Annotated in this window: 28 protein-coding genes and 1 riboswitch; of the genes, 13 read left to right on the forward strand and 15 right to left on the reverse strand. The window is 73.2% G+C overall.

From position 1 onward, the window contains the following. Window positions 1–52 precede the first annotated feature (52 nt). Window positions 53–409 (reverse strand): STAS domain-containing protein, encoded by a 357-nt coding sequence (locus SNR22_RS19820; RefSeq protein ID WP_320068108.1) that lies wholly within the window; start codon window positions 407–409, stop codon window positions 53–55. Window positions 410–689: 280 nt separating this feature from the next. Between SNR22_RS19820 and SNR22_RS19825 the strand changes: the two genes are divergently transcribed. Continuing rightward, complete coding sequence (locus SNR22_RS19825) at window positions 690–1,961, forward strand: DUF2786 domain-containing protein (protein WP_320068109.1); 1,272 nt, start codon at window positions 690–692, stop codon at window positions 1,959–1,961. Between the two features lie 64 nt (window positions 1,962–2,025). Here the strand turns inward: SNR22_RS19825 and SNR22_RS19830 are convergent, their stop codons facing one another. From SNR22_RS19830 to SNR22_RS19850, 5 genes are all read right to left on the reverse strand, one after another. Then, complete coding sequence (locus tag SNR22_RS19830) at window positions 2,026–2,520, reverse strand: hypothetical protein (RefSeq protein ID WP_320068110.1); 495 nt, start codon at window positions 2,518–2,520, stop codon at window positions 2,026–2,028. Window positions 2,521–2,693: 173 nt separating this feature from the next. After that, complete coding sequence (locus SNR22_RS19835; RefSeq protein WP_320068111.1) at window positions 2,694–2,867, reverse strand: CsbD family protein; 174 nt, start codon at window positions 2,865–2,867, stop codon at window positions 2,694–2,696. Window positions 2,868–3,037: 170 nt separating this feature from the next. Continuing rightward, window positions 3,038–5,296 (reverse strand): heavy metal translocating P-type ATPase, encoded by a 2,259-nt coding sequence (locus SNR22_RS19840; protein WP_320068112.1) that lies wholly within the window; start codon window positions 5,294–5,296, stop codon window positions 3,038–3,040. A 13-nt stretch (window positions 5,297–5,309) separates the two neighbouring features. After that, window positions 5,310–6,305 (reverse strand): hypothetical protein, encoded by a 996-nt coding sequence (locus tag SNR22_RS19845; protein ID WP_320068113.1) that lies wholly within the window; start codon window positions 6,303–6,305, stop codon window positions 5,310–5,312. 29 nt (window positions 6,306–6,334) lie between these two features. Next, window positions 6,335–6,544 (reverse strand): copper ion binding protein, encoded by a 210-nt coding sequence (locus SNR22_RS19850; protein ID WP_320068114.1) that lies wholly within the window; start codon window positions 6,542–6,544, stop codon window positions 6,335–6,337. A gap of 147 nt (window positions 6,545–6,691) precedes the next feature. On the opposite strand from SNR22_RS19850, the gene SNR22_RS19855 reads away from it, so the two are divergent. After that, window positions 6,692–6,994 carry a metal-sensitive transcriptional regulator gene (locus tag SNR22_RS19855; RefSeq protein ID WP_320068115.1) on the forward strand — a complete coding sequence of 101 codons (303 nt, stop codon included), beginning with the start codon at window positions 6,692–6,694 and terminating at the stop codon, window positions 6,992–6,994. A gap of 67 nt (window positions 6,995–7,061) precedes the next feature. Here SNR22_RS19855 and SNR22_RS19860 read toward each other — a convergent pair whose 3' ends face one another. Beyond that, the gene (locus tag SNR22_RS19860) at window positions 7,062–7,691 is read right to left on the reverse strand and encodes a DUF305 domain-containing protein (RefSeq protein WP_320068116.1); all 630 of its coding nucleotides are present in this window, start codon (window positions 7,689–7,691) and stop codon (window positions 7,062–7,064) included. Window positions 7,692–7,779: 88 nt separating this feature from the next. Further along, window positions 7,780–8,502, reverse strand: a complete 723-nt coding sequence (locus tag SNR22_RS19865) for a hypothetical protein (RefSeq protein WP_320068117.1) — start codon at window positions 8,500–8,502, stop codon at window positions 7,780–7,782. 115 nt (window positions 8,503–8,617) lie between these two features. Between SNR22_RS19865 and SNR22_RS19870 the strand changes: the two genes are divergently transcribed. Both SNR22_RS19870 and SNR22_RS19875 read left to right on the forward strand, forming a co-directional pair. Next, window positions 8,618–8,968 (forward strand): hypothetical protein, encoded by a 351-nt coding sequence (locus SNR22_RS19870; protein ID WP_320068118.1) that lies wholly within the window; start codon window positions 8,618–8,620, stop codon window positions 8,966–8,968. 129 nt (window positions 8,969–9,097) lie between these two features. Then, window positions 9,098–9,229: riboswitch (cyclic di-AMP (ydaO/yuaA leader) on the forward strand. 3 nt (window positions 9,230–9,232) lie between these two features. Then, on the forward strand, window positions 9,233–10,255 hold the full coding sequence (locus SNR22_RS19875; protein ID WP_320068119.1) for a hypothetical protein: 1,023 nt from the start codon (window positions 9,233–9,235) through the stop codon (window positions 10,253–10,255). Window positions 10,256–10,349: 94 nt separating this feature from the next. Here the strand turns inward: SNR22_RS19875 and SNR22_RS19880 are convergent, their stop codons facing one another. Continuing rightward, window positions 10,350–11,126 (reverse strand): carbonic anhydrase, encoded by a 777-nt coding sequence (locus SNR22_RS19880; RefSeq protein ID WP_320068120.1) that lies wholly within the window; start codon window positions 11,124–11,126, stop codon window positions 10,350–10,352. A 214-nt stretch (window positions 11,127–11,340) separates the two neighbouring features. On the opposite strand from SNR22_RS19880, the gene SNR22_RS19885 reads away from it, so the two are divergent. From SNR22_RS19885 to SNR22_RS19905, 5 genes are all read left to right on the forward strand, one after another. Beyond that, the gene (locus SNR22_RS19885) at window positions 11,341–11,679 is read left to right on the forward strand and encodes a helix-turn-helix transcriptional regulator (RefSeq protein ID WP_413775661.1); all 339 of its coding nucleotides are present in this window, start codon (window positions 11,341–11,343) and stop codon (window positions 11,677–11,679) included. 143 nt (window positions 11,680–11,822) lie between these two features. Beyond that, entirely contained in the window at window positions 11,823–12,236 is a 414-nt protein-coding gene (locus SNR22_RS19890; RefSeq protein WP_320068122.1) for a hypothetical protein, read from the forward strand. A 123-nt stretch (window positions 12,237–12,359) separates the two neighbouring features. Continuing rightward, entirely contained in the window at window positions 12,360–13,259 is a 900-nt protein-coding gene (locus SNR22_RS19895; RefSeq protein ID WP_320068123.1) for a hypothetical protein, read from the forward strand. A gap of 76 nt (window positions 13,260–13,335) precedes the next feature. After that, window positions 13,336–13,671 carry a YkvA family protein gene (locus SNR22_RS19900; protein ID WP_320068124.1) on the forward strand — a complete coding sequence of 112 codons (336 nt, stop codon included), beginning with the start codon at window positions 13,336–13,338 and terminating at the stop codon, window positions 13,669–13,671. A gap of 1 nt (window position 13,672) precedes the next feature. Next, window positions 13,673–14,080 carry a pyridoxamine 5'-phosphate oxidase family protein gene (locus SNR22_RS19905; protein WP_320068125.1) on the forward strand — a complete coding sequence of 136 codons (408 nt, stop codon included), beginning with the start codon at window positions 13,673–13,675 and terminating at the stop codon, window positions 14,078–14,080. A 90-nt stretch (window positions 14,081–14,170) separates the two neighbouring features. Here the strand turns inward: SNR22_RS19905 and SNR22_RS19910 are convergent, their stop codons facing one another. Next, window positions 14,171–14,419: a ferredoxin gene (locus SNR22_RS19910; protein WP_320068126.1), complete on the reverse strand. Its 249-nt coding sequence runs from the start codon at window positions 14,417–14,419 to the stop codon at window positions 14,171–14,173. A 17-nt stretch (window positions 14,420–14,436) separates the two neighbouring features. After that, on the reverse strand, window positions 14,437–15,639 hold the full coding sequence (locus SNR22_RS19915; protein WP_320068127.1) for a cytochrome P450: 1,203 nt from the start codon (window positions 15,637–15,639) through the stop codon (window positions 14,437–14,439). A gap of 342 nt (window positions 15,640–15,981) precedes the next feature. Here SNR22_RS19915 and SNR22_RS19920 point away from each other — a divergent pair, with 342 nt between their 5' ends. Then, complete coding sequence (locus tag SNR22_RS19920) at window positions 15,982–17,142, forward strand: AI-2E family transporter (protein ID WP_320068128.1); 1,161 nt, start codon at window positions 15,982–15,984, stop codon at window positions 17,140–17,142. A 12-nt stretch (window positions 17,143–17,154) separates the two neighbouring features. On the opposite strand, the gene SNR22_RS19925 is transcribed toward SNR22_RS19920, so the two are convergent. Beyond that, window positions 17,155–17,838, reverse strand: a complete 684-nt coding sequence (locus tag SNR22_RS19925; protein ID WP_320068129.1) for a dienelactone hydrolase family protein — start codon at window positions 17,836–17,838, stop codon at window positions 17,155–17,157. Window positions 17,839–17,959: 121 nt separating this feature from the next. On the opposite strand from SNR22_RS19925, the gene SNR22_RS19930 reads away from it, so the two are divergent. The 3 genes from SNR22_RS19930 to SNR22_RS19940 all read left to right on the forward strand — a co-directional run bounded on the left by SNR22_RS19930 (window position 17,960) and on the right by SNR22_RS19940 (window position 18,950). After that, on the forward strand, window positions 17,960–18,352 hold the full coding sequence (locus SNR22_RS19930; protein ID WP_320068130.1) for a MerR family transcriptional regulator: 393 nt from the start codon (window positions 17,960–17,962) through the stop codon (window positions 18,350–18,352). Next, on the forward strand, window positions 18,322–18,669 hold the full coding sequence (gene trxA, locus SNR22_RS19935) for a thioredoxin (protein WP_320068131.1): 348 nt from the start codon (window positions 18,322–18,324) through the stop codon (window positions 18,667–18,669). The genes SNR22_RS19930 and trxA overlap by 31 nt, the downstream gene beginning before the upstream one ends. A 98-nt stretch (window positions 18,670–18,767) precedes the next feature. Beyond that, window positions 18,768–18,950, forward strand: coding sequence for a hypothetical protein (locus SNR22_RS19940; RefSeq protein WP_320068132.1), 183 nt, complete (start codon window positions 18,768–18,770; stop codon window positions 18,948–18,950). 37 nt (window positions 18,951–18,987) lie between these two features. Here SNR22_RS19940 and SNR22_RS19945 read toward each other — a convergent pair whose 3' ends face one another. From SNR22_RS19945 to SNR22_RS19955, 3 genes are all read right to left on the reverse strand, one after another. Further along, window positions 18,988–21,360, reverse strand: coding sequence for a glycoside hydrolase family 65 protein (locus SNR22_RS19945; RefSeq protein WP_320068133.1), 2,373 nt, complete (start codon window positions 21,358–21,360; stop codon window positions 18,988–18,990). Further along, a complete protein-coding gene (locus SNR22_RS19950) occupies window positions 21,357–22,109 on the reverse strand; it encodes a beta-phosphoglucomutase family hydrolase (protein WP_320068134.1) in 753 nt (250 codons plus the stop codon). The genes SNR22_RS19945 and SNR22_RS19950 overlap by 4 nt, the downstream gene beginning before the upstream one ends. 79 nt (window positions 22,110–22,188) lie before the next feature. Next, a complete protein-coding gene (locus SNR22_RS19955; RefSeq protein ID WP_320068135.1) occupies window positions 22,189–22,656 on the reverse strand; it encodes a DUF4442 domain-containing protein in 468 nt (155 codons plus the stop codon). Between the last annotated feature and the right edge of the window lie 41 nt (window positions 22,657–22,697).

Consider the following 22,697-nt stretch of genomic DNA (forward strand, 5'->3'; position numbering starts at 1 on the left):
CCGGGTATCGGCCGTCAGCAGGCCGGGGACGTGGTCAGCAGGCCGGGAACGGTCAGCAGGCCGGGGACGTGACGTCCAGGCCCAGCGTGGTCAGCACGCCGGTGATCTCCAGGACCCGGCGTACGGTGGGCTGCACGTCGGTGACGGTGAGCCGGCAGCCCTGCTGGGCGGCCCGGCCGTGGGCGCGCACCAGGGCCAGGATGCCGGAGGAGTCGAGGAACCGGACCCCGCCGAAGTCGACCTCCAGCACGGCGAGCGGCGGGCCCTCCAACGCGTCGGCCAGGGCCGCGGTCAGTTCACCGGAGGTAGCAAGATCGATTTCGCCGGCCACGGCCAGCCGCCCCCGGTTCTCGACGACCGCGAGCGGGGTGATCGACAGGTGACTCGGCGTCGACGAAGAAGCAGACATTGGTGTGGCGGGGCCCAACAAACCACTCCCCTGATCGGTTACCGGCAGCGGTTCCTCCGTGCGGGAGGCGGGTGCCGGCTCGCCCCAGGGTAACCGCCGCCCCATGTCCGTCGCATCCCCACGCCCGGTCCGGCCGGGCAGGCGGGCTTTTCCGCGAGGTGGTGGCGCTCACGTCCGCCCCGGGGCGGCCCGGCGGTACGGTTTCCGAGCGGACCGGCGCCCTGCCGGCCCCGCGGGTCACCGGCCGGACACCGGAAACAGGAACGACGGAGGGACACCCGTGCCGGACCCCGATGAGCTGGTCGCCGATGCCCTCGCGGCGGCGCGCGGCACTGACGTACGCGCTGCGGAGCGGCAGCTGGACCGGCTCGTGGTCGGTGCCGGCATCGCGGACGGCCCGGCCGCGGTGGACACCGCCCTGATGGCTCGCCTGCTGCGCGGCGTGGGCCGGCTCTGGGGGCGGGGTTGGCAGCCGGTGGACCTGGCCCGGATCGCGGCCCGCCGGCTCGGCCCGCCGGCGGGGCGGCTGGTGGTCGACCTGACCGCCGCACAGCGCCGGGACCAGCCCGACCCGGTGCCCGCGTGGTGGGACGACCAGCTCGCCGGCCTCGACGCGGCCCTGTGGTGGGACGACGACCGCCGGTATCTGACGGCCTGGGCGGCCCGGGAGGGCACCGACCGGATCGCCGCCCTGCGCGACGTGGTCGACGTGCTGGCGCTGGTGGAGGGGTTGCCACCGATCGCGGTGCTCCGCCCGCCGCCCGGCACGGCCGGCGCGGCGATGGTGACGCCGCGAGGCGGCAGCGGTTCCCGGATGCTCGACCGGGTACGGGCCCTGCTGGCCAAGGCCGAGTCGACCACCTTCCCGGCCGAGGCGGAGGCGCTGACCGGGAAGGCGCAGGAGTTGATGGCCCGGCACAGCATCGACGTGGCCCTGGTGGAGGCGACCGCCGAGCGGACCGACGTGCCCGGCGGCGTGCGGCTCGGCACGGAGCCGCCGTATCCGGGGGCGAAGGCGCTGCTGGTGCAGGAGGTGGCAGCGGCGAACCGGTGCGAGTCGATCTGGTCCGACGACCTCGGGTTCGCCACCGTGCTCGGCTTCCCGGCAGAGCTGGCGGCCGTCGAGCTGCTCTACACCTCGTTGCTGGTGCAGGCCACCGCCGCGATGCTGCGCGGCCGGACCGAGCGCCGGTCGAAGGGCAGCAGCCGGCGCACGAAGGGGTACGACGAGTCCTTCCTGAACGCGTTCGCGCTGCGGATCGGCGAGCGGCTGCGCTCGGCCACCGACGAGGCGAGCCGGGAGGCGGCCCAGGAACCAGGTGCGGAACGGCTACTGCCGGTGCTCGCGGCCCGCACGGACGCGGTGCGGGAACGGCTGGACGACCTCTTCCCCGGGATCACCAGCAAGCGGCTCACGATCGCCGACGAGGAGGGCTGGTCCTCCGGCACCTCCGCCGCCGACCGGGCGTCCCTGGACCCGGCGTCACGCGCGCCCCGGCCGTTGCGCGGCCGGCCAGCCCGTGACGCCGGGGTTGGCCGGCCGGCCCGCTGACGGCCCGCCCGTGACGCCGGTGCTGCCCGTGCAGCCGGTGAACGGCCGGCGGTGACCGGGCCGGTCAGAAGCGGCACTCCCGGGTCAGCTTCGGCGGGATGTCGACGTAGGTCGAACCCAGCCACTTCACCGGGCTGGTCGACCGGGCACCCGCGTCGAGCTGCTTCGCGGTGTCGGTGAGCAGCGCCTCGATCTCGCGGTCCTCGGCCCGCGACGCCTGCTCGCGGACGTCGTCGGCGAGGTCGTCGAGGGTCGCCTTGAGCCGGGCATTGAGCTGCTCGCTGGTCTCCTCTGCCCGGGTGGCAGCCGCCGACTCCGCGGCGATCTCCTTGCTTCCGGCCAGGAGCAGCTTGTCGACCGCCCGGCACACCTGGTCCGTGTTGGCGGCCGTGACCCCGCCCGAGGATCCCGACGGCTCCGGGGCTGCGCCGGTGGGCTGCTCGGCCGAGGCCGTCGTGGGCGGCGCGGCGGCCGGTTCCCCTGCGCCGTCCTCGGCCGACTGGCAGCCGGCGGCGAACGCGGCCAGGGTCACCAGGGCGGTGACACGAAGCAAGGTCACGGCATGACGAGACATGTTCTCCCCGTTCGGGTTGTGGACCGTCCCAGCATGCCGGAGCCTGTCACGAACCGGGGCCCGGCGGTCCACCTCCCGGGGCGCCCGTTGAGGGGGCGGCCACCGGCACGCAAAACGCCGGACCGGCGAAGGGCCGGCCCGGCGCGCGTACGAGCTTTTTAGCTCTTGAAGGCATCCTTGATTTTCTCGCCGGCCTGCTTGAGCTTGGCGCCGGCCTGGTCGTTGCGACCCTCGGCCTCCAGGCGCTCGTTGTCGGTGGCCCGGCCGGCGCCTTCCTTCAGCTTGCCGGCGGCGTCCTCGGACGTGTTGGCGATCTTGTCGTCGATACCCATGTGAACCTCCAGCGTTGCGGCTTGCTCAGTTCTTCGACGAGGTGGATGTACCCCGCCTTCCGGCCCTCCAACCGTCGCCACCGGCAAATACTCACCCAACGTGACCACCGTCGCAGGCCCCGGCGCGGTCCGCTCCGGCCGGCCGGCCGGGGTGCGCGCGACGGGCCCGGTCAGGCCGCCGACCGGAAGCGGCGTAGGCGGAGGCTGTTGGCGACGACGAAGACCGAGGAGAAGGCCATCGCGGCACCGGCGATCATGGGGTTGAGCAGGCCTGCGGCGGCCAACGGCAAGGCGGCCACGTTGTAGGCGAAGGCCCAGAACAGGTTGCCCTTGATGATCGCCAGGGTGCGGCGGGAGAGCCGGATCGCGTCCACGGCGGCGGTCAGGTCACCCCGGACCAGAGTCAGGTCGCTGGCCTCGATCGCCACGTCGGTGCCGGTGCCCATGGCCAGCCCCAGGTCGGCCTGGGCCAGGGCGGCGGCGTCGTTGATCCCGTCGCCGACCATGGCCACGGTCCGGCCCTGCGCCTGGAGCCGCTTCACCACGTCCACCTTGTCGGCGGGCAGCACCTCGGCGGTCACCTCGTCGATGCCGACCTCGGCGGCCACCGCCTTCGCCACCGTGGCGTTGTCGCCGGTGAGCAGCACCGGGGTCAGGCCGAGGGCGCGCAGCCCGGCGACCGCCGCCGCGCTGGTCGGCTTGACCACGTCGGCCACCGCGAGGACACCCCGGGCCCGCCCGTACCAGCCGGCCAGCACCGCCGTCCGGCCGGCGGCCTCGGCGCCGGTCGCCGCCCGTTCGACCTCCTCCGGTACGTCGAGTCCGCGCTCGCGCAGCAACCGGAGCCGCCCCACAATCACCTCGCGGCCGTCGACGGTCCCGGTGACGCCGAGCCCCTCGGCGTTGGCGAAGCCGGTGACCGTGGCGAGCGGCCCCGCGTCGGCGGCCCCGGCAGCGACGGCCCGGGCGATCGGGTGCTCGCTGGCGGCCTCCAGCGCCCCGGCCAGCCGGAGCAACTCGGCGGCGTCGGTGCCGTCGGCGGGAAGCACGTCGACCAGGGTCATCTTCCCGGTGGTGACGGTGCCGGTCTTGTCCAGCAGCACGGTGTCCACCTGCCGGGTGGATTCCAGCACCTCCGGGCCCTTGATCAGGATGCCGAGCTGGGCGCCCCGCCCGGTGCCGACCAGCAACGCGGTCGGGGTGGCCAGGCCGAGGGCGCACGGGCAGGCGATGATCAGCACCGCCACGGCGGCGGTGAACGCGGCGGTCGGGCCGGCCCCCGAGCCGAGCCACCAGCCCAGCGTGCCGACGGCGAGCGCGATCACGATCGGGACGAACACCCCGGAGATCCGGTCGGCCAGCCGCTGCACGGCCGCCTTGCCGGTCTGGGCCTGCTCGACCAGCTTCGCCATCTGCGCGAGCTGGGTGTCGCCGCCGATCCGGGTGGCGGTGACCACCAGCCGGCCGCCCGCGTTCACGGTGGCGCCGACCACGGCGTCACCAGGGCCGACCTCGACCGGGACGGACTCACCGGTGAGCATGCTGGCGTCGACGGCCGAGGTGCCGTCGTCGACCACCCCGTCGGTGGCGATCTTCTCGCCGGGGCGGACCACGAACCGGTCCCCCACGGCGAGCTGGTCCACCGGGACCCGGATCTCCACCCCGTCGCGCAGCACCGCGACGTCCCGGGCACCCAACTCCAGCAGGGCACGCAGTGCCGCCCCGGCGGTCCGCTTCGAGCGGGCCTCGAAGTATCGGCCGGCGAGGAGGAACACGGTCACCCCGGCCGCCGCCTCCAGGTAGATGTTGCCGGCGCCGTCGGTGCGGGTGATGCCGAGGCTGAACGGGTGGGTCATCCCGGGCATCCCGGCGTCGCCGAGGAAGAGCGCCCAGAGCGACCAGCCGAACGCGGCCAGGGTGCCCAGCGAGACGAGGGTGTCCATGGTTGCCGCGCCGTGCCGCAGATTGATGAACGCCGCCCGGTGGAACGGCAGGCCGCCGTAGACCACGACCGGGGCGGCCAGGGTCAGCGACAGCCACTGCCAGTAGTCGAACTGCCAGGCCGGAACCATGGCCAACACGATCACCGGCACGGCCAGCACGGCCGACACCCACAGCCGGGTGCGCAGCCCGCGCAGCTCGTTCACCGGTTCGGCGGCGGTCTGCTCCGCGCCGGCCGGCGCGGGCGGGGGCGGCAGGACCGCGGTGTAGCCGGTCTTCTCCACCGTGGCGATCAGGTCGTCGGTGGTGACGTCGTCGGCGTAGGAGACGGTGGCCTTCTCGGTGGCGTAGTTGACCGTGGCGGTCACCCCGTCCATCCGATTGAGCTTCTTCTCGATCCGGGCGGCGCAGGACGCGCAGGTCATGCCGCCGATCGTCAGGTTGATCCGGTTCGGTGCGACCGGCAGCGGTCGCGTGGACGAGGTCATCGCTGCCCTCCTGTCAGTCGTGCCCGTGCCCGGCACCGGCGCTCGGGGCACCGGTGGCGGTCGGGCTGGTGGTGACGGCCGGCGTGCTCGTCGCTGGGCCGTCGGGCACGGCGGTGACGCCCACGACGACCGTGAACTCGGCCGTGTGCACCGCGTCGCCGTGCCGGAAGTCGAGGTAGAGCCGGTAGGCGCCGGCCGAGGGGAACTCGGCGGAGAAGGTCACCGCCGGCCCGGCCGGGGTCCGCCCGTCGCCGGGCGCGCCCTCCGGGTGCACGTGCAGGTACGCCAGGTCCCCCTGGCGCAGCGCCACCAGGTGCCCATACGCGCCGAGGTAGGGCTGCAGGTCGGTGACCGGCGTACCGCCGCGGCTGATCGTCAGGGTCAGCTCGGCGGCCCGGCCCGGCTGCGGCGATCCGGCCAGGGAGACGGTGTAGCCGTCGACCGTGGTGCTGGTTGCCGGTGTGGGCAGCGGCCGGGCGTCGAGGGACCCGGGGACGGTGACGTCGACGCCGAGGGTCAGCGCCGGGCCGCCGGTGGGGGTGAAGTCGGCGAACGCCCGCCAGACGCCCGGGCCGCCGAGCGGGGACGCGATCCGCCAGGTGCCGTCCGGGGCCAGCTCCGGGTGGACGTGCCGGAAGCCGGAGAGGTCCCGCCGGGCGACGATCAGGTGCATCCGCTTGTCGTGCGCGACGTCGTAACGGGTGACGGGGGCACCATCGGCGCCGGTGATCCGGAAGGCGAACTCGCCGGCCGGCGCGACCACCGGGGCGAGGGTGTAGCCCCGGTCGGAGACGAGCAGCCCGCCTGGCAGGTGAGCTGCGGCGTCGTCGGTGGAGGAGCCTGCGCTGCCAGAGGGCTGCGCGGCACTGCCGTGGGTGGGATCACCGGCGTCGTGGCGGGTCTCGGCGGCCGGGGTGACGGGGTCGGCCAGCTGGCCGACCCCGTACGCCGCGCCGAACACTGCCGCGAGGCCGAGTGCGAAACCGCTCAGCTTCGTCGTCGTGTTCATCGGGTACCTCGGTTCTGTGCAGGGCGGCGTCACACGCCGACGAGGTCGTACCCGGCCTCGTCGACGGCGGCGCGCACGGTGTCGGTGGACAGCGGGCCCTCGCTGGTGACGGTGACCCGGCCGGAGGCCAGCTCCACCTGGACGTCGCTGACGCCCTCGATCGCGCCGACCTCGGTGCTGACTGAGCTGACGCAGTGCCCGCAGGTCATCCCCTGCACCTGGTACGTGGTGGTAACCATCGCAACTCTCCTCTCCCGGCCCACCATACCCCCGGGGGGTAATCGTGAGGCGGACCACAGCCATCTCCGGCATCCAATACCCGTGGGGGGTATCGCCGTCACCAAGGACCGTAGCATACCCCCAGGGGGTAGGCTATCCTGGATGTCATGACCACACCGACGCCCGCCCCGACCCGGGGGTACACCGCCAGCAAGGATCAGCTGCTCGCGCGGCTCCGCCGCGTGGAGGGCCAGGTCCGTGGCATCGAGAAGATGGTCGACGAGGACCGGTACTGCATCGACGTGCTCACCCAGATCTCCGCGATCCAGGCCGCCCTGGACAAGGTCGCCCTGGGCCTGCTCGACGGGCACGCCCGGCACTGCATGCGCGAGGGTGCCGCCGAGGGTCGGGCCGACGAGATGGCCACCGAGATGATGGCCTCCGTCGGCCGCCTCATGAAGCGCGGCTGACCGCACCCACCATCCCCGGCCGGGGGACGAGCCGGAGAGACCCGTCCCCCACCACCGGCCGCTGGCGTCAGAGCCGGGCGAGGATCTTGTTCATGTCATCGATCTCGCCCTGCTGGGCGGCGACAATCTCCTGGGCCATCGCCTTGGCGTCGGCGTTCGTACCCTTCGCCAACGCCTCCTTCGCCATGGTGATCGCACCCTCGTGGTGGGCGATCATCATGGTCAGGAACTGCCGGTCGAACTCCGAGCCGGTCGCGCCTGCCAGCCTGGTCATGTCCGCGTCGGACATCATCCCGGGCATGCCGTGGTCCATCCCCGGCATCCCGTGCCCAGGCCCGTCCGACGGGACGGCGCGTCCCCATCCCGCGAGCCAGCCGGTCATGGTCGCGATCTCCGGCCCCTGGGCACCCTTGATCTGAACGGCGAGGCGCTTGACCTCGGCGTCGGCGGCCCGGGAGTCGGCCAGCTCGGCCATCTCCACCGCCTGCCGGTGGTGCGGAATCATCATCTGGGCGAACATCACGTCGGCGTCGCCGAACGTGGCAGACCCGCTCGCCGGTACGCCGCTGGTCGCGGCAGGCGGCGTGTCGTGGCCGGAGGAGGCGTGGTCGGCGGAACCGCAGGCGGTCAGGGCCAGGGCGGCGGTGAGCGCCCCGCCGGCCAGGGCGGCGCGGCGCGCGATCGTACGATTGGTCACGGTCTGGATCCTTCGGTGTCGAGTGCGTACGCAGGCAGGACGGGGACCCGGCCGCCGGCAGCAGAGGCCGGCGCCCGCGTCGGGCGTCCTACGTACGCGACACCGAGATCTCGGCCAGCCACAGGCCGATCGGCCGGGGCGGTGGGGCACGCGGACCGGCGGACGGCCCGCCGGGCCGACGGGCGGACAGGCCGGCCGACCGCACCCCGCCGAGCAGGAGCACGGCCACGAGCAGCGCCACCGCGAGCGCGCCGAACACCGCCAGGCAGATGCTCCAACCGGGCGGGCCGGCACCAGGATCGCCGGCGGGCAGCCACGCCGTCGGGCACCCGTCCACCGGGCAGCCACCGGACGGCACCCGCACCGGACCGACCCGCATCAGGCCGACGAGGAACACGGCGCCGCCCGTGGCGTGGCCGACGGATGGGGCCGCGCCCGTGGCGTGGCCGACGGGGAAGGCCATGCCCATCACGTCCGTCACGGCGGAGACCCTGAAAGTGGCGGAGGCGGCCGGATGTGCGCCGGCAGGCCCGGGCCGGTCGTGGCCACCACCATGGCCCCCGCCGGCGTGGCCGAGGGTGTGCATCCCGGCCAGCCCGACCAGGGTGCAGAGCAGCAGCACGAGCCGGGCCCACCGCCCGGCAGTCAGCACCGTCGCCGTCCGCACCCCGTCCACGCTAGCCGGCCAGACCGGGCTGTCCGCGCCGAACCCCACGACACCGCCCCCCCGGTCCCGGGCCGCCACGTCCCGGCGCAACGATCGGGCCGGATGTGTGCGCGACCTGCGTTCCCAGGCGAGAATGGCTATCATTCCGGGCGATGGTCGTCCGGACTCCGCATCGCCCGCCCCGCGCACCCCGCCGGGTGGCGCCCGACCCGGCGGCCGGACCGCTGCCACACCGCCCCGGCCCGCCGGGCGTGACGGCGTGGGCACCCGGGCAAACGTGCCCGCCGCAGCCGGAGACGCCGCAGGACGGGCTGGGCCGGGCGCGCAGGACGGCCCGTACGGCGCGGTCACCGTCCGGATGGGACAGGGGCCGGACGCGGGACAGCAGGTCGAGCTGACCGACCCGTCGTCGGACACATACAACATCGCCGAGCATCAGCGCGGCACCCCGCTGGCCTGGCTGGCGGTGGTGGTCAGCGCGGCCGGCCGGACGGCCCGGGCGGCCCGGCCCGACCCCACCACCCCTCGGCCCCCTGGGCCGATCAAGAAAGGAGCACGGACAGCACATGGTGACACTCCGCAGCGTGACCGGCAGTGGCGTCGCGCGTGAGAACCACGTCACTGATTACCGACAGCGATTACGAAATGACGCCTTTAGTTGGTATCCGGACGTAGATCCCCAGGCGGACTCTCGGGTAACCTCGCTGCCGGTCACCGCCGAAGGCGCGCAGCGGCGCCTGCGGTGCCGCCGCCCAATCGCCGAGAGGCGAACCGGGGAACCAGGTAACTGGGGTGAATCCGCGACAGCGGTAGGGGCCACTTCCGCCCCGAACCCGTCAGCTAACCCGGTCGGCGGTCGATGGAAGGGAACACTGTGACGGCACCCCTGCGCCGCTGGTTGACACCTGTGGTGGCCGTGTTCGCCGCGTTCGCGATTCTCGCCGGACCGGCAGCCCCAGCGTTCGCCGCGCCCTCCACCCCCAAACCCTCGGGGCACGAGGAGGACGACGAGCCCAAGCTGATCACTGACGTCATCGAGGCGGCCAACCGGGAATACACCCAGGCCAAGACGAAGCTCGAGAAGTCCAAGAAGCTCCAGCTTCAGCGCACCAAGGAGGTGAAGCAGGCCGAACAGGAACTGACCGCGCTCATCCCGCAGGTCAGCGAGATGGCCGCCCGGTCGTACCGGACCGGGCGGATCGGCCCGCTGACGGTGCTGCTGGACAGCGGCGGCCCGGACTCGTTCGTCAAGCGCGCCACCGCCCTCGACCAGCTCAACATGATCAACGCCCGGAAGCTCGCCGAGGTCAACGAGGCCAAGGAGCGCGCGGAGCAGGCCAAGCTCGCGCTCGACGCCGAGATCCGCGAGCAGCAGAAGCAGACCTCGATCATGGCGAAGAAGAAGTACGACGCCGAGAAGTCCCTCGCGCTGGTCGGCGGCGAGGGTTTCACCGGCGGCCTGGTCAACGCCACGTCCCCGGTCGCAAAGATCGCGCCGGGCCTGGGCTCGGACGGCGACTGGCGCTCCGAGTCGTGCAGCGCGGACGACCCGACCACCTCCGGCTGCATCACGCCGCGCACACTGCACGCGTACAAGGAGACCAAGAAGGCCGGCTTCAAACGCTTCGTCGGCTGCTACCGACCGGGTGGGCCGTGGGAACACCCCAAGGGCCGGGCCTGCGACTGGTCGCTGCAGAACAGCGGGTTCTCCTCCTGGCACAACAACGACACCCGGATGTACGGCAACAACCTCGCCGCGTTCCTCATCCGCAACGCCGACCGGCTCGGCATCTACTACGTCATCTGGAACCGGCAGATCTGGTTCCCGGCGACCGGCTGGAAGTCCTACAGCGGGCCCTCCAACCACACGGACCACGTGCACATGTCGCTGCTCTGACGAGCCCACCACGCGATCGAGGGCCGTCCCGCCGCCGTGCGGGGCGGCCCTCGCCGGGTCGCGGCCCGCGGAGCGCCTCAGGCCGCGGAGCGCCTCAGGCCGCAGCCGGGGCCGCACCCCGGGCCGGGGGGACGGCCGGGGCGGCCACCGAGGCGTCGCTGACCACCGAGGCGTCGCTGACGGCCGGTACTGCGGCCACCGTCCGCACCTCGCCCGCGTTGAGCCGGTACGACATCCCGACCACCGTGCACCGCCCGGCGGCGACCTCGGCCGCCAGCATGGACGAGCGGGCGAGCATCGCCTCGACGGTCTGTGCGATGTGGATGTCCACGATCCCGTTGATGTCCTCGACCCCGCGCTCGGCGGCCCTGCGCAGGCTCGGCACCACGGCGTCCACTACGGCCCCCAGATGGCCGGCGGGCGGCTTGCCGCTGCTGACCGCCGCCCTGGCGACCTGAACGGCGCCGCAGGAGTCGTGGCCGAGCACCACGACCAGGGGTACGCCCAGCTCGGTCACCGCGTACTCGACGCTGCCGAGCACCTCGGGGCCGATGGTGTGCCCGGCGGTGCGGACCACGAAGAGGTCGCCCAGTCCCCGGTCGAAGATGATCTCGGCGGCCAGCCGGGAGTCGGAGCAGCCGACGATCACCGCGAACGGATGCTGGCCGTCGGCGACGGCGGCGCGGTGGCCGGCGTCCTGGTTCGGGTGACGTGGCACACCGTTGACGAACCGGCGGTTGCCGTCGAGCAGCTCGACGACGGCCCGCCCCGGGGCGACCGGGCCCCGGTGGTTGCCCGGGCGGCCGGCGTCCGGTAGCGGATCGGCCCGCCCCACGCTCGACTCGGCCATCGATGCACTGAAATGACTCATGCCCCACCACCTCGCCCTTCGGCCGTAAGACCAGCTCCCCCACGGTCACACGCAGCCAAAGGCACGTCAAGCATTACGTGATACACATTTCATACGTCGGGACGGTCTTGCGTTCGGGAAGGGCGTGCACCCGGGGCAGCAGCCTACCGTCAGCCGCGGGCGGAGGCGGGGGTTCAGCCGCCCCGGGCCGTGGGCGCGCCGGGACCGCCCTAGCATGTCGGACATGACGACGACCGCAGGCGCGAGCGGGGCCACCCGGAACTGGACGTTCCTCACCAACCACTCGCACGTGCTGCTCGCCATCGCCCGAAATCCCACCGCCCGGCTGCGCGACGTCGCGGACGAGGTGGGCGTGACCGAACGGGCCGCCCAGGCGATCGTGGCGGACCTGGAGGCCGGCGGCTACCTCCGGCGTACCCGGGTGGGCCGGCGCAACGAGTACACGGTCAACCCGAGGGGCCACTTCCGCCACCCGGCCGAGTCCGACCGCCAGGTCGGCGACCTGCTCGCCCTCTTCACCGGCGACCAGGCCGAAGAGGGCACCGGCTCCTGACCGCGGCACCGACCACGGTCAGCGGTCCACGGTCCTGCCCCGCCGGAAGGCCTCCGTCCGCAGCGACGGGCCGTGGCCCGGCTCACCCCCGGCCTGCGCTCGCCGGAGCTGCGGTCCGGACCGGACGGGGATAGGTTGGTGTGATGCAGCCCGCAGCGTTCACCCGCCCTTCCCGGCCGGTGGCGCTGCGCGGGTCCCGCCCGCAGTGGCAGGCGACGCTGCGGCGCATCAGGGAGTTGGGTCGCCTCGCGCTGACCGCCCTGGTCCTCGCCGTCGGCCTCGGCGGCGGGTCCGCCCTGGCCTCCGCCGCCCCCGCCTCCGCCGCCGAGGCGACCAGTCCCATCGTGGTGACCAGCCGGGTGGACGTGCTGCGCCCCGGGCCCGGCCCGGCCGCCGCGCTACGCGCCGACCAGTCTGCGCCGCGGGCCCTCGGTGGCACCCGGCGCCCGGCGCCGACCCCGCCGGCCGGCGTCGGTGTGGGGATCGTTCCGCTCGACCGCCCCGCCGTCGACCCGACGGGCGGCACCCTCGTCCGACGCGGACCACCCCGGCACTGACCCCGGGCCGCCTCGCGTCGATCACGGGCCGTCCGGGCGGGCCTCCCCCCGGCCGGCCATGGTTTCCGGGAGCACGGCGGGCCCCAGCCGTCAGTCCATGTCGTCCCACCCGAGGTGCCCCTCATGCAGACCGCGCTCTCCTCCGTCCTGATCGACGTACCCCTGGCCGCCGCCATCTGGCTGGCCCTCCTCGGCGTCGTCGCCGTCGCGGTGACCTGTCTGGTCGTCCGGCCGAACCTCCTGCGCTCCGTGATCGGCGGGCGGTTCCGCGAGGCCGCCATGCCGAGCCCGCTGGAGCAGGCGGCGGCGGACCGGGAACGCCGCCGCTACGCCGAGGAGGTGGCGACCGCAGCGCAGCGGGCGGCGGCCACCGCCCAGCGGCTGCGAGCCGAGTGGTTGTCCACCCAGGATGAGGTCGAGGCCGTCTGGCAGGCGTCCGAGGCTGCGGAGGCCGACGTCCGCCGGCTGGCCACCGCCGCCGCCCACCGCTGCCCGCACACCGAGCGCACCCCCGCCGAGTACGCCGACCGCGAGCGTTACCTGCACCGGGCCGCACTGAACGCGTACTGGCGTCGGGAGTTGTCCGAGGAGCAGCTCAGTGACGTCTTCGCCCACCGCAACGGCTGGAACCCCCGGCTGCACCCGGTCGACCAGGAACTGATGCTGCGCCGCGCCGTGCGGGACCACCTGCGCGCCCGGCAGCAGGTCGCCCGGGATCGGGAGCAAGCCGCCTGGCGGGCCGCCGAGCAGGCCACCGTCGCCTCGCGCAGCCTCCGGGAGGAGGCGTACGCCGCGACCGCGCCCGCCGCGCAGGAGCAGTCCCTGCTGCCCGGGGTGAGCGACGAACAGCCGCCGGCGGCCGAGCAGACCCGCGAGATGCCGGTGGTCAGTCGCGAGACGCCCACCGCCACCCGTGACCTGCCGACCGTCGCCCGGGGCCGCGCCGCCGTCGCCCGCGAGACGCCGCCCGCTGGCCGGGGCCGTGCCGCCGTCGCCCGGGGCCGCGCCGCCGTCACGGCGTGACGCCACCGGCAATTCCCCGCCCCTGAAACGGCAGCACCCGACAGCGGGATCTTGGGTTCTGGGCTAGCGTGGCGACATGTCGCAGGAGCAGTGGATCTTAGCGGTGCTGGTCGGGCTCGTCGTCCTGGCGACGCTGGTCGGTGCCGTCCTGCTCGCCATCCGGGTGTTCCGCACCCGCCAGATGCTCGGCACGCTGGGCGTCGGCGGCAAGGTCGCCTTCTGGGGCGCGATGGTCTACACGATCTTCCCGATCGACGTGCTCCCCGACCCGATCTACCTGGACGACATCGGCGTGCTCGCCGCCGCCCTGCTCTACCTGGGCAAGCTCGTCCGGGAGCACCGCGCCGCCCAACGGCAACTACCCGGCCAGGCGGAGCCCCGCGACGAGGACACCCGTCGCCCGGTGTCCTGACATGCCGGGCGACCATCGGTTGGACATCCGTGACGAGCGGGTCACGGCGTTCTGCCGCGAACGGCACCTGGCCACCCTCACCACCCTGCGCACCGACGGGACGCCGCACGTCGTACCGGTCGGGATGACCCTCGACGCCGACGCCGGCCTGGCCCGGGTGATCACCTCGGGGACGTCCGCGAAGGCCCGGCACGTCGCGTCGGCCGGCACGGTCGGCACCCCGGTGGCGGTCTGTCACGTCGACGGACGGCGCTGGCTGACCGTCGAGGGGCGGGCGGTGGTACGCGCCGACCCGGCATCGGTCGCCGAGGCCGAGCGCCGGTACGCCGAGCGTTACCGCACCCCACGTCCCAACCCGAGTCGGGTGGTCATCGAGATCACCGTGACCCGGATTCTCGGCAGCCTCTGACCGTCTGACCGACCGAAGCCGGCCCTCGCGTACGGCGACCGCCACGCCCACGACGGGGCGTGGCGGTCGGTGTTCGTGCGTACCGTCGGGTCAGGACCCGGGGGCGATCCGCCGACGAGTGTCCACATCTGAGACGAGAATCGCCTCCATCGGGCAGGAGTCGGCGGCGTAGATCACCGCCGGGGCCGGCGCCACCCGGTCGGCCACCGGCCGGGACAGCCCTTCCACCAGCACGAAGTGTTCGGGCGCAGCCCCGGCGCAGATCCCCACGCCGATGCACCGGGTCGGGTCCACGTGCAACCGCCACCCGGCGGCGGTCGTCTCCTCCTCCGCGTTCACCTGATTTTCCTTCCGCCTCACCAGGCCACCGGCATCGCGGTCAGGCCGCGCACCAGCAGCCCGCTCTTCCAGGTCAGCTCCGACTCGGGCACCGCCAGCCGCAGCTGCGGGGTCCGGTCCAGCAGGGTCTCCAGCACCACTTGGAGCTCCATCCGGGCGAGCTGGGCGCCGATGCAGTGGTGCACGCCGTGTCCGAACCCGAGGTGCGGGTTGGCCTCCCGCCCCAGGTCGATCCGGTCGGCGTCGGCGAAGACCGTCTCGTCCCGGTTGGCCGACGCGATCGACGCGATGACCGGCTCACCGGCCCGGACCAGCACGCCACCGACCTCGACGTCCTCCTTCGCGTAGCGGGCGAAGGAGGACGCCACGCCGAGCGGGACGTACCGCATCAGCTCCTCGACCGCGCTCGGCACCAGCCCCCGGTCGGCCCGCAGCCGGGCCCACTCGTCGGGATGCCGCAACAGGACGTACACGAAGTTGGGGATCTGGGTGACGGTGGTCTCGTGGCCTGCGGCGAGCAGCCCCGCGGCGAGCTGGACCATCTCCTCCTCGCTGAGCTGGTCGTCGGCGTCACGGGTCCGGATCATCGCGCTGATCAGGTCGTCGGTGGGTTCCTGGCGGCGCTGCACGATCAGCCCGCCCATGTACGCGAACAGGTTGTCCAGGTACTGCTGGGCCTGCTCGGCGCTCAGCGAGGTGGTCGAGACGATCGCCTCCGACCACACGTGGAACTTGTCCTGGTCGGACACCGGCACGCCGAGCAGGTCGCAGATGACCCGGATCGGCAGCGGGGTGGCCAGGTGCGCTACCAGGTCGGCCGGCGGGCCGGCGGCGAGCAGGGCGTCGACCAGTTCGTCGGCGGTCTGCCGGGTGCGCGGGCGTAGCTCCTCGACGCGGCGAACGGTGAACGCCCTTGCGGCGAGCCGGCGCAGGCGGGTGTGGTCGGGCGGGTCCATGGACAGGATGCCGCTCTGGATCTGGCGGGGGATGCTGCGCGGCTCGTCGCGGCCGATCGCGGCCGACCGGCTGAACCGGACGTCGCCGAGCACGGTACGCACGTCGGCGTGCCGGGTGGCCAGCCACGCCGGCTCCCCGTACGGCAGCCGGACCCGGATCAACGGCTCGTCGCGGCGCAGCAGGGCGTAGCGGGGGTCGAGGTTGAGCCGGTCGGGTTCGCTGAACGGGTAACGCTGGATCATCGTCTCGGATGTGTCGGTCACCGGATGGCTTCCTCTCGTCCACGGCCCACCGTCGGGCCGTCCGACCGCCGGACGCGACTCCACGTTCAGTCACGTCTCAAATGCGGATAGTAGCGAGAGGGTCGATCCCGGGCCAGTGACCTGGGTTGATTTCCTCAATCCGGAATGAAGCGCGCCCACCGGGCCACCCGACGGCGGGCGGGAAAGCCGATTCCGGGGCCGCCGTGGGAGACGGCGACCCCGGAAGAAGGCGATGTCAGCGGGGCGGGCCGACACACCTCTCGTAATCGACGCGCGGACCGGTTCGGGTGTCGCAGAGTTGTCGGCGGGGTACGGACATCGCCGAGATCGAGGAGGGCCAACGTGGTCGAGGACGGTGCCGGGCAGATGCCCGAGGGAACTACTGGCGACGGGAATCTCACGGCGCAACCCGAGGCAGCGGTGCGGACGGGCACGGGACCACGGCAGGCCTGGTCCGGCCTGCCGTGGCTGGTCCGCTCGGCGGTGCTGTGGAGCGCCTGCCTGGTGGTGTTCGTCGCCGGCCTGTACCTGGTCGGAAAAATCGCCGTACTGCTGGCGCCGCTGGCCATCGCACTGGCGGTGACGATCTTCCTCACCGCGCTGCTCGACCCGGTACTGCTCCTGCTGCGCAGGCTCCGGCTGCCGGCGGCGCTGGCCGCCCTGCTCACCGTGCTGCTCCTGCTGGGTGTCCTCGTCGGCGTCGGGGCGCTGGTGTGGAACCTGACGGCGAGCCAGTTCAGCGAGCTGGGCCAGGAGCTCGACCAGGGCCTGCAGCGGAGCCGGGACTTCGTCACCTCCACGCTCCCGGTCACCGACGCCCAACTCGACAAGCTGATCCAGCAGACCCGCGAGGGGCTGGGCGGGAGCACCCCCGACCCGGTCGACGGGGCCCGGACGGCCACCGAGGTAGCCGGCTCCGTACTGCTCTCCCTGGTGCTGCTCTTCTTCCTGCTCAAGGACGGGCGGTCGATGTGGCAGTGGGTGCTGCGCCGGATGACCGGACCGAACCGGGACGTCGCCGCCGAGGCCGGCCGGGTGGGCTGGCGGACGCTCGGCTCGTACAGCCGGGGGACGATGCTGATCGCGGCGATCGACGCGATCGGGATCGGCGCGGCCCTGGTGCTGCTCCGGGTGCCGCTGGCCCTGCCACTGGCAATGATCACCTTCCTGGGCGGGTTCGTGCCGATCATCGGGGCCACCGTGGCGGGGGCGGTGGCGGTGCTGGTGGCGCTCGCCGCCAAGGGGCCCACCGTCGCCCTGCTCACCCTCGCCGCCGTGATCGTCGTGCAGCAGGTCGAGGGGAACCTGTTGGAGCCGCTGGTGATGAAGCGCCAGGTCCAGCTGCACCCGGCGGTGATCCTGGTGGCGGTGACGGCCGGCACGCTCATCGCCGGGATCGCTGGGGCGTTCGTCTCGGTGCCGATCACGGCGGTCGTGTACCGGGTGATCGACACCGTGCAGCGGCATCGGGAGGCCGCCGGACGACCGTCCGCGCCCGTCTGAGCCCGGGGCCGGTCAGGCACCCGGCGGCAGGTGGCCGGCGAACCAGTCCGCCGCCGCGTCGGCCACCTGCTCCAGCGTGCCCGGCTCCTCGAACAGGTGGGTGGCACCGGGGACCACCCGCAGCTCGCCCGCCTCGCCCAGGTCGGTCATCGCCTCCTCGTTGAGCGCGATCACCTGCTCGTCCAGGCCGCCGACGAGCAGCAGCGTCGGGGTCTGCACCCGGCACAGGGCGGCGCCGGCGAGGTCGGGTCGGCCGCCCCGGGACACCACCGCCCGCACCCGCTCAGGCCGGAAGGCCGCGGCGACCAGGGCCGCGGCGGCCCCGGTGCTCGCGCCGAACAGGCCCACCGGCAGCCGGCTCAGGGTCGGCTCGGTGGCCATCCAGTCCACGATCGTGGCCAGCCGGTCGGCGAGCAGCCCGATGTTGAACCGGAGTTCGGCCGTCTGGGCGTCGACCCGGTCCTCCTCCGGGGTGAGCAGATCGACCAGCACCGTGCCGAGCGCCCGCCCGTGCAGCGCCCCGGCGACGGCGGTGTTGCGGGGGCTGTGCCGGGAACTGCCGCTGCCGTGCGCGAAGAGGACCACCCCCACCGCCCCCTCGGGAACCAGCACGTCGGCGGGGAGTCCGGCAGCCCCCACCGGGATCGTGACCCCGCCGCCCCGGGTCGTCGTACCGGCCTGTCCACGCATCGCCATCGCCGTACCCCTTCCGTTTCTCGTCCCGCCCGGTTACCCGGCCCGGCGGCCAGAATTCGTCGTTGCCCTGACGCCGACGACAAGGTTTAGCGTGGCGGGCAGGGACGGCGGAGGAGGTCGGATGCGGATCGGCGAGCTGGCGGAACGCGCCGGTACGAGCACCCGGTCGCTGCGGTACTACGAGACACAGGGGCTGGTCCGGCCCCGCCGGTCGGCCAACGGGTACCGCGTCTACGACGAGGCGGAGCTGCGGGTGGTGCACGAGATTCGTGCCCTGCTGGCGGTGGGGTTCGGCCTGGACGACATCCGGCCGTTCGTGGCCTGCCTGCGGGCCGGTCACGCCTCCGGCGACGTCTGCCCGGACTCCGTGGCCGTGCTGCGCCGCAAGCTCGCCGAGGTGGACGCCTACCTCGACCGGCTGGGATCGGTCCGCCGGCAGTTGCACGACCAGCTCACCCAGGCCATCGCGTACCGGGAGGAAACATGCTTCAGGAAACGGGGACTTCCCCGCTGACCGCCGTCACCGACGCCACGTTCGCCGAGGCGGTGCTGGCCGCCGACCGCCCTGTGGTCGTCGACTTCTGGGCGCAGTGGTGCCCGCCCTGCGCGGCGATCTCGCGGAGCCTCGCCGAGTTGGCCGGGGAGTTCGGGGACCAACTGCGCGTGGTCACCGTCAACACGGACGAGAACCCGGCGTCCACCAGGGCGTACGGGGTGATGTCGTTGCCGACCCTGCTGGTGTTCCGCGACGGCGAGGTGGTCGGCTCGACCGTCGGGGCGCGGCCGAAGAACCACCTGCGGCAGAGCTTCGCCCGGCACCTGGAGCACTGAGCGCCGCGCTGCCGTCGTTTGCGGTCGGGCCGACCGGGAAGGCTCGGGACGACCGCAGCACCGGCGCAGCCGCGCCCCGACGGATCGCGAGGATCGTCATGGCTCGCAAGCAGGACAGTTCCAGGCAGCAGACCGCCGAGCGGGACCAACAGCGGGAACAGGACGGCGAGCGCGGCCGGGACTGGGCGGACGAGGCGGCGCAGGCCCGCACCTCCGACGACCCCCGGACGGTCTCCCCGCACGACGCGGCCGGCCACCCCTCCAACGGGAGGCAGTTCTAACCCTGCCCGGTCCGCCTGCCGGCGCGCCCCACCCGCCTCAGCTGACGTTCTCCGGGAGGTGCATCAGGGGCGCCCGGCCGGGCGGCTGCTCCGGCTCGGGACCGGGCGGTATGAACGGCGGCACCGGGACGGTGACCGGTTCGGCGCAGGTCACCCGGACCTTCTCTCCGTGGTGCCGCAACTCGAGCACGTCGTCGGCGCAGCCGTGCCGCAGCGCGTACGTCGTCTGGTGCGGCCGGACGTCGACGCGCAGCCGCATTCCCCGCCACTGCAACGAGAACTCCAGCCGGTTGAGCCGGCTCGACAGCCGGGGTGCGAGCGTCAGCATCCCGTCGTGGTCGCGCAGCCCGCCGAACCCGGCCACCAGGGCGATCCACGCCCCCGCCAGCGACGCCATGTGCACGCCGTCGCGGGTGTTCTCGTTGAGGTCGTGCAGGTCCATCAGCGCGGCCTCGCGCAGGTACCGGTGCGCCAACTCCAGGTAGCCGACCTCGGCCGCCATCACCGCCTGGGTGCACGCCGACAGGGACGAGTCGCGCACCGTACGCCGCTCGCAGTAGAGGAAGTTGCGCAGCTTCTCCTCGTCGCTGAACGCGTCCCCGCGCCAGTGCATGGCGAGCACCAGATCGGCCTGCTTGATCACCTGTTTGCGGTACAGGTCGAAGTACGGGTAGTGCAGCAGCAGCGGGTACTTCTCGGCCGGGGTGTGCTCGAAGTCCCACTCCTGGAGCCGGGTGAACCCCTCCACTTGCTCGTGCACGTCGACCTCGTCGTCGTACGGGACGTTTATCGCGTGCGCCGCGTCCCGCCAGGCCGCCGTCTCCTCGTCGGTCACCCCCAGCTCGGTGGCCCGGTCCCGAAGGCGCATCGTCGCATCGGCGGCGGCGAGCAGGTTCCGCTGCGCCATCAGATTGGTGTAGATGTTGTCGTTCTTCACCGCCGTGTACTCGTCCGGGCCGGTCACCCCGTCGATGTGGAAGTCGCCGCTCCGGTCGTGGTGCCCCAGCGAGCGCCATAGCCGGGCCGTCTCGACCAGCAACTCCAGGCCGATCTCCTGCTCCAGTTGTTCGTCGCCGGTGACCAGCACGTACCGGCGCAGCGCGTCGGCGACGCCGGCGGCGATGTGGAACGCCGCCGTCCCGGCGGGCCAGTACGCCGACGACTCCGGCCCCTCGATGGTGCGCCACGGGAAGGCCGCGCCGGAGAGGTTGAGCGTCCGTGCCCGGTCCTGCGCCTGTTCCAGGGTGGAGTGCCGCCAGTACAGGGCGTCGCGCACCGCGCCAGGCTGGGTGTAGGTGAGCACGGGCAGCACGAACATCTCGGTGTCCCAGAACGCGTGCCCGTCGTATCCGGGGCCGGTCAGGCCCTTCGCGGAAATCGGCCGACGCTCGGCCCGGGCACCGGCCTGGAGCACGTGGAACAGGCCGAAGCGCACCGCCTGCTGCACCTCCGGGTCGCCGTCGAGCCGCACGTCGGCGGCGTCCCAGAACTCGTCGAGGTACTCCCGCTGCTCGCGGCGAAGCCCGTCCCAGCCGTCGAGTCGGGCCGCGGCGAGGGCCCCGCCGACCTGGTCGCGCATCGCCGGCAGCGACCGCTTGCTCGACCAGCCGTACGTCAGGTACTTGACCACCCGCAGCGTCTCGCCGGGCTTGAGCACGCACCCGACGGTGGTACGGACCCAGTCCTCGTACCCCTCCGACTGGACGGTGGTGCGCTCCGGGCCGTGCACGTCGTGGTCGATGGCGGCGGCGACCCGCAGGCCGCTGACCTTGGTCCGGTGGATGAGCAGCCCGCCGTTGTCCGTGGTCAGCTCCTCCTCGGCCACCAACGGCGACTCCAGCACCGCCGCCACCCGGGGGTCGCGGCTCTGCGCCGGGAGGGTCTCGTTGGCCACCAGCTCGGACTGAAGGATCAGCCGGATGGGCCCGTCGACCGCCTCCACCTCGTAGTTGATGGCGGCGACCGCCCGCTGGGTGAACGACACCAGCCGGGTGCTGCGGACCTTGACCTCCCGGCCCGCCGGGGATCGCCAGTGCAGTTCCCGGTGCAGGGTGCCGGCGCGCAGGTCGAGAATCCGCTCGTGGGCGAGCAACTCGCCGTACCGGACGTCGAGCGGCTCGTCGTCGACCAGCAGCCGGATCAGTTTGCCGTTGGTGACGTTGACGATGGTCTGGCCGGACTCGGGGAAGCCGAACCCGGCCTCCGCGTACGGCAGCGGACGCAGCTCGTAGAAGGAGTTCAGGTAGGTGCCGGGCAGGCCGTGCGGCTCGCCCTCGTCGAGGTTGCCGCGCAGGCCGATGTGCCCGTTGGAGAGCGCGAAGACCGACTCGGCCTGGGCCAGCACGTCCAGATCGAGGCGGGTCTCCCGGATGTGCCAGGGCTCGACCGGGTAGGCGCGTTCGCGGATCATGCGGGTGTCTCCCTGTCGATGAGATCGGCGAGGTCGGTCACCACGACGTCCGCCCCGTGCGCGAGCAGTTCGTCGGCCTGACCCACCCGGTCCACGCCGACGACGTACCCGAAGCCGCCGGCCCGGCCGGCGGCAACCCCGGCGAGCGCGTCCTCGAAGACGACCGCCCGCGTCGGGTCCGCCCCGAGCAGCTTCGCCCCCGCCAGGAACGTGTCCGGGTACGGCTTGCCGCGCAGCCCCTGCTCGCGGGCGACCAGCCCGTCCACCCGGGCCTCCAGCAGCGGCTCCAGCCCGGCCGACGCGACGACCTCCCGGCAGTTGGCGCTCGCGGAGACCACCGCGCGGCGCAGGCCGGCGTCGGTCGCCGCCTTCAGGTACGTCACCGAGCCGGGATAGACCTCGACCCCGTACGTGCGGAGGCGTTCGAGCAGGACGACGTTCTTCCGGTTGCCCACCCCGTTGACCGTGTCCACCTCCGGCGGGTCGTCGGGCGAGCCCTCGATCAGGGTGATCCCCCGGGAGGCGAGGAAAGAGCGCACCCCGTCGGCCCGGGGCTTCCCGTCGACGTACCGGTTGTAGTCCGGCCCCGGGTCGAAGGGCCGGAACGGCTCCCCGGCGGCCGCCGCGCGCGATTCCAGGAAGGCATCGAAGGTCTGCGTCCATGCGGCGTTGTGCACCCGGGCGGTCTGCGTCAGCACACCGTCCAGGTCGAAGAGACAGGCGGTCACATGAGCAGGTAGGCCCAGCACGGTACGAATCTATCCACCGGCCGGACCCGACAAACCGGATTCACCTCACGACGCGCGGGGAGCCGGGGTAGCGACACGCTCAGCGGTTCGGGCGCAGCGTCCAGACCACGGTCATCGCCGAGGTCGGCGTGCCGTCCTCGGTGGCGATCTCGACCTCGACCGGGAACTCGGGCCGCCGGCCGGCGTCCAGCTCGGCGATCACCTCGGCCGCCGCCCGGCCGAGCCGCGCGGTGGCCCGTACCGGCCCCATCGCCAGCTTCCGGTACGCGATTTCCGCTCGCACGGCCAACGGCACCGCGCGGTCGAGGAATTGGCCGAACGCGGCCAGCACCACCGCGCCGGAGGCGGTCTCGCCGAGAGTGAACATCGCCCCGGCATGCGGACCGCCGACGTGGTTGTGGGTGGCCGGCGAGTCGGGCAACCGGACCACGGCGCGCACGCCGCCCTCCGCCTCGGGGGCCACCTCGACGAATTCGATGCCGAGCGTACGGGCGAAGGGCACGGCCTCCAGCATGCCGGCGGCCACCTGGCGAGAGTCGATACTCATACCCGAACGTTACCCCTCGGTAACTTCTGCTTCAAGCGCGG

The sequence above is a fragment of the Micromonospora sp. RTGN7 genome (assembly GCF_033804645.1).
In the GTDB taxonomy this organism is placed as follows: domain Bacteria; phylum Actinomycetota; class Actinomycetes; order Mycobacteriales; family Micromonosporaceae; genus Micromonospora.